Genomic DNA, 4,667 nt, shown 5'->3' with positions numbered 1-4,667 from the left:
CCGGCCGCCCCGGCCGCGATGACGTCCGCTCCGATGTCGCCCACCAGCACACACCGCGCCGGAACGGTGCCCAGCGCGCCGGCCGCCGCGTACACAATGCCCGGAGCCGGCTTGCGGCACCGGCAGCCGGCCCGGTCGTCGTGCGGGCAGACCTGCCAGTCGTCGAACGGGCCCAGCAGCTCCTCGATCCGGGCGTGCACCGCCCGCATGTCCGCCGCGGTGAAGTAGCCCCGGGCCAGCCCGGACTGGTTGGTGACCACGCCCAGCCGCAGGCCGGCCGCCCGCAACCGGTCCAGCGCCTCCCGCACCCCCGGCAACGGCCGTACCTTCTCCGGGTCACCGTTGTAGGGCACGTCCTCCACCAGCGTGCCGTCCCGATCCAGCAGCACCGCGTCGAACAGGGCGGGGCCGCCGGACCAGGCGCCCCGGGCAGGGGGAGTGGGCATCAGCGGCCCGCCTCGACGGACGGGGCGGGCAGCGCGGCGCGGGCCCGCCACCAGCCGCGTACCCAGTGGCCGACGGCCAGCGGCGGGATCAGCGCGCTGGTCACCAGCATGGCGCCGACCTCACCGGCGTCGCGCGGCCCGCGCGCGATCCGGGCCCGGGCGAACTCGGCCGTGCCGGCCAGCCAGCCGCCGGTGGCGACGGCCGCGACGGCGCCGAGCGCCCGCCGCCCCGGCCCGGGACGGGCGGCGAACCGCAGTCCGGCGGCGGCGCACGCCGCCAGCCCGGCCGCCGTCACCGCCACATGCCGTGGCCGGCGGCCCGGCGGCAGGCCCAGATCGGTGCGCCAGCGCCGGCCGTACAGCCGGCGCAGCAGCGCGTCGTCGGCGTTGCCCCGCTGGGTGCGCAGGCTGACCCAGCGCCCCTCGGGACGGACCGGGTGGACGACCCGCCGGCCGCCCCGGCGCAGCACGAAGCCGGCCGCCCGGACCCGGTGGGCCAGCTCGGCGTCCTCCCGGTAGGCGCGCGGGAAACGCTCGTCGAAGCCGCCGACCGTGGCCAGCGCCGCCCGGCGGTACGCCATGTCCGCGGTGATCCACCGCCCGTCGGCCAGCCCGGCGGTGCCGCGCTCCCAGTCGGTGGGGCGCCGGTCGACCGGCAGCGGCACCTCGACCATGCCCTGCACCCCGCCGACGCGGGCGGGTGCCGCCAGGTCGTCGACCAGCCGCCGGGCCCAGTCCGGGGCCGGCACCACGTCGTCGTCGAGGAAGACCACCCACTCGCCGCGCGCCGTCGACCAGCCGAGGTTGCGGGCCGCCGCCGGGCCCGCGCCGCGCCCGGTCAGCACCTTCGTGTACGCGGTCAGCGCGCCCGGCACCGCCAGTTCCCCGGTGTCGTCGCCCCGGTCGTCGACCAGCAGCAGCTCCGCCTCGGGCAGCGCGGCGAGCTGGCCGGCAAGCGCGTCGAGCAGCACCGTCAGGCTGGGCCGGCCGAGGGTGGGCACCACGACGCTGATCACCGGGTGCCCCCCGGCGTTGCCGGCCGGGCCTCGCCCAGCGCTGCCGGCCGGGCGCCGCCGAGCGAGCCGCGGTGCACCGCGAACGGGCCGAGGGCGAGCAGGTCCACCGGGGCGGAGCCGAACAGCTCCAGCGCCTCGCGGGGGGTGTCCACCATGGGCCGTCCGGCGGTGTTCAGCGAGGTGTTCACCACCACCGGCAGGCCGGTGCGCCGCTCGAACTCGGCCAGCAGCTCGGCCACCAGCGGCTCGGTCTCGGTGTGCACGGTCTGCACCCGGGCGGTGCCGTCGACGTGGGTGACCGCCGGGATCCGGTCTCGCCAGTGCGGCCGCACCCGGTGCACGAAGAGCATGTACGGGCTGGGGTACACCCCGTCGAAGATCTCCGCGAAGCGTTCCGCGCGGACCATCGGGGCGATCGGGCGGAACTGCTCGCGGCCCTTGACGTCATTCATCCGCCGGGTGGTGTCCGGGTCGCCGGGGTGGGCGAGCAGCGACCGGTGGCCCAGCGCCCGCGGGCCGTACTCGGCGCGCCCCTGGTACCAGGCGACGATGCCGTTGTCGGCGAGCACCCGGGCCGCCTCGGCGGCGATCGAGTCCGGCCGGCTGTACGGCAGCGCGGCGCGGCGCAGCTCCGCCTCCAGCTCCTCGTCCGACCAGCCCCGGCCCAGGTCCGCCCCGGCCATCGGGGTGGCCCGGTCGCCCAGCTCGCCGGCGACGTGCAGGGCGGCGCCGAGCGCGGTGCCCGCGTCACCGGCGGCCGGCTGCACCCACACCCGCTGGTACGGGCCCTCGGCGGCGAGCCGGGCGTTGGCCACGCAGTTCAACGCCACGCCGCCGGCCAGGGCCAGGGTGCGCGCCCCGCCCGAGGCGTCGTGCAGCCAGCGGGACAGGTCGAGCAGCACCTCCTCCAGCCGGGTCTGCACGCTGGCGGCCAGGTCGGCGTGCTCCTCGGTCAGCTCACCCCCGGCGGCGACGGCCTTCGCCAGGCTGGCCCAGTCGATCCGTTCCACCCGGAAGCCACCGTCGTCGGTGGCCCGGATCAGCTCGCGCAGCGCGCCCAGGTGCCGCGGCTCGCCGTACGACGCCAGCGCCATCACCTTGTACTCGTCGCTGGAGTGCTGGAAGCCCAGGTGGCGGGTCAGGTCCTCGTAGAGCAGGCCGAGCGAGTGCGGCAACTCCTGGCTGTGCAGGGACGACAGCCGACCGTCGCGGTAGACGCCGGCCAGGTGGCTGGCCACCTCGCCGCGCCCGTCCAGCACCAGCACGGCGGTGTCGTCCCCGGCGGTCGGCGCGGCCAGCCCGGCCGAGGCGGCGTGCGCCACGTGATGCGGTACGAAACGGACCTTCCCCGGGTCCAGGCCGGGCAGCGCGGCGGCGAGGAACTGCGGGGCGCGCTGGGCGTACTCGACCCGCAGCCAGTCCCACGGGTCGGCCAGATCCAGGGCGGCTGCGTCCCGGCACAGTCCGGGGTCGAAGGAGTACGCCACGGCGTCGAGGGCATCGACGTCGACGCCCGCCTCGGCCAGGCACCAGGCGGCGGCGAGTTCCGGCAGCTCCCAGGCGGAGAAGGGCACCGGCCGCTTGCCGTGCTTGCGGCGGCTGAACCGTTCCTCTTCGGCGGCGGCCACCACCTGGCCGTTCACCACGAGGGCGGCGGCCGGATCGTGAAAGATCGCATTGATCCCGAGGACGCGCATGGGGAGGTCGTACCCTGGGCCGGCCCGCCCTAACCCGAGATCATCGACTTCTCGCCGAGCGCGCTGGCCTGCACTGATATCTCTAACGTGGAGAGACCGTGGCGGCGGGGACCCCGGGGGCGGGATCCCCGCCGCTGGCGGCCGTCAGACCCCGCCGCTCCGGTGGCGTCGCCTTCGCCGACCGCGCCGAGGAGATCACCGTGGGCCGGGTGGTCCGGGCGTTCGAGGGCGAGGACGAGGTCGTCGCCTGCGAGGAGTCCGGCTGCACGCTGCGCGCCGGCTGCCGGCTGCGCGGGCAGCTCCGGCGCGCCCAGGCGGCGTTCCTCGCCGTCCTCGACGAGGTACGCCTGGGCGACCTCGTCGACGAGCCGTCCGCCCCGCTGCTGCTCGCCCTCACCGCCGCGCCCCGCTGACCCCGTCGTTCGGTGGCGGGCCGGCGTTAGGCTGGCCGGAGGCGATCGAGGGGGGCGGTTCATGGCCGGCACACGGGTGTCGAACCCGGTCTTCGCCCGGCTCTACGAGCGGGCCAGCGTGTCGATGGACCTGGCCGGCGTGGCCGAGCACCGGCGCCGGCTGGTCGCCGGCCTGCGTGGCCGGGTGATCGAGGTGGGCGCCGGCAACGGTCGGATGTTCCCGCACTACCCGCCCGAGGTCACCGAGGTGCTCGCGGTCGAGCCGGAGCCCCGGCTGCGCGCCGCCGCCCGGGCCGCCGCGGCGTCCGCCCCGGTGCCGGTCGCCGTGGTCGACGGGTTGGCCGACGCGCTGCCGGCGGCCGACGGCGCTGCGGACACCGTGGTGACGGCCCTGGTGCTCTGCACGGTGCCGGACCAGGCCGCCGCGCTGCGGGAGGCGTACCGGGTGCTGCGGCCCGGTGGCCAGCTGCGCTTCTACGAGCACGTGCGGGCCGACACCGCCGGCCTGCGCCGCGTCCAGCGGCTGGTCGACGCGACCTGCTGGCCGCTGTTCTGCGGCGGCTGCCACACCGGGCGGGACACGGTCGGGGCGATCGAGGCCGCCGGGTTCACCGTCACCGAACTGGACCGGTTCCGCTTCCCGCCGACCCGGCTGGCCGTGCCGGCCTCCCCCCACGTCCTCGGCTCCGCCCGCCGCCCCTGACGGTCGCCCTGCATCCACCGTGGACGTACGGGACGGTGCGCGGCGCGCGGGCCGGTCATAGGTTCCGTTACCTTTCAGTGCGCTCTGGCGAGCACACGATTGGTAGTCCCGCCTTGCGGTGGGACGGTCCCGGTCTGACCCGCTGATGCGGTGCCGGGTTGACGCTTCGCAGCCACCAGCCCCGCGGGCGGGGTCTTATGGTCGGCTCCACGTCCAGCCACCGGGCCACTCCCGGCGGTGTCGAACTCAGCCGCGAGCGCGGCCAGGTTGAGTGCGGCGTTGAGGTCCCGGTTGAGGACTAGACGAGTAGTTCCGAAATCGGTCAGTGGTCGTAGGCGATCAGGGATCGGGTGACGGGTGCGCCGGTTTTGTTGTTGTGCCAGATGGCGGCG

The 4,667-nt window shown here is 76.4% G+C and carries 5 protein-coding genes; 2 read left to right on the top strand and 3 right to left on the bottom strand.

What is annotated here, in order from left to right:
- From AB0H57_RS32430 to AB0H57_RS32420, 3 genes are all read right to left on the bottom strand, one after another.
- Window positions 1–446, bottom strand: a 446-nt coding sequence (locus AB0H57_RS32430; protein ID WP_357512514.1) for an HAD family hydrolase, incomplete at its 3' end; no start/stop codon positions are given.
- On the bottom strand, window positions 446–1,462 hold the full coding sequence (locus AB0H57_RS32425; RefSeq protein ID WP_357512512.1) for a glycosyltransferase: 1,017 nt from the start codon (window positions 1,460–1,462) through the stop codon (window positions 446–448). The genes AB0H57_RS32430 and AB0H57_RS32425, both read right to left, overlap by 1 nt.
- Window positions 1,459–3,159 (bottom strand): carbamoyltransferase C-terminal domain-containing protein, encoded by a 1,701-nt coding sequence (locus AB0H57_RS32420; RefSeq protein ID WP_357512511.1) that lies wholly within the window; start codon window positions 3,157–3,159, stop codon window positions 1,459–1,461. Before AB0H57_RS32420 ends, AB0H57_RS32425 begins: the two co-directional genes overlap by 4 nt.
- 98 nt (window positions 3,160–3,257) lie before the next feature.
- On the opposite strand from AB0H57_RS32420, the gene AB0H57_RS32415 reads away from it, so the two are divergent.
- The gene (locus AB0H57_RS32415) at window positions 3,258–3,572 is read left to right on the top strand and encodes an Rrf2 family transcriptional regulator (RefSeq protein ID WP_357512509.1); all 315 of its coding nucleotides are present in this window, start codon (window positions 3,258–3,260) and stop codon (window positions 3,570–3,572) included.
- Window positions 3,573–3,633: 61 nt separating this feature from the next.
- Window positions 3,634–4,275, top strand: coding sequence for a methyltransferase domain-containing protein (locus tag AB0H57_RS32410; RefSeq protein ID WP_357512507.1), 642 nt, complete (start codon window positions 3,634–3,636; stop codon window positions 4,273–4,275).
- Window positions 4,276–4,667: the final 392 nt, after the last annotated feature.

The organism is Micromonospora sp. NPDC050686 (assembly GCF_040654475.1).
Lineage (GTDB): Bacteria > Actinomycetota > Actinomycetes > Mycobacteriales > Micromonosporaceae > Micromonospora.
Note: the sequence above shows the minus strand (reverse complement) of the source record. Positions and strands in the feature narration are given on the sequence as shown.

Bases quoted from the DNA above. Each gene is read 5' to 3' on its own strand.
- AB0H57_RS32410 (WP_357512507.1), top strand. From the start codon at position 3,634: ATGGCCGGCACACGGGTGTCGAACCCGGTCTTCGCCCGGCTCTACGAG.
- AB0H57_RS32420 (WP_357512511.1), bottom strand. From the start codon at position 3,159: ATGCGCGTCCTCGGGATCAATGCGATCTTTCACGATCCGGCCGCCGCC.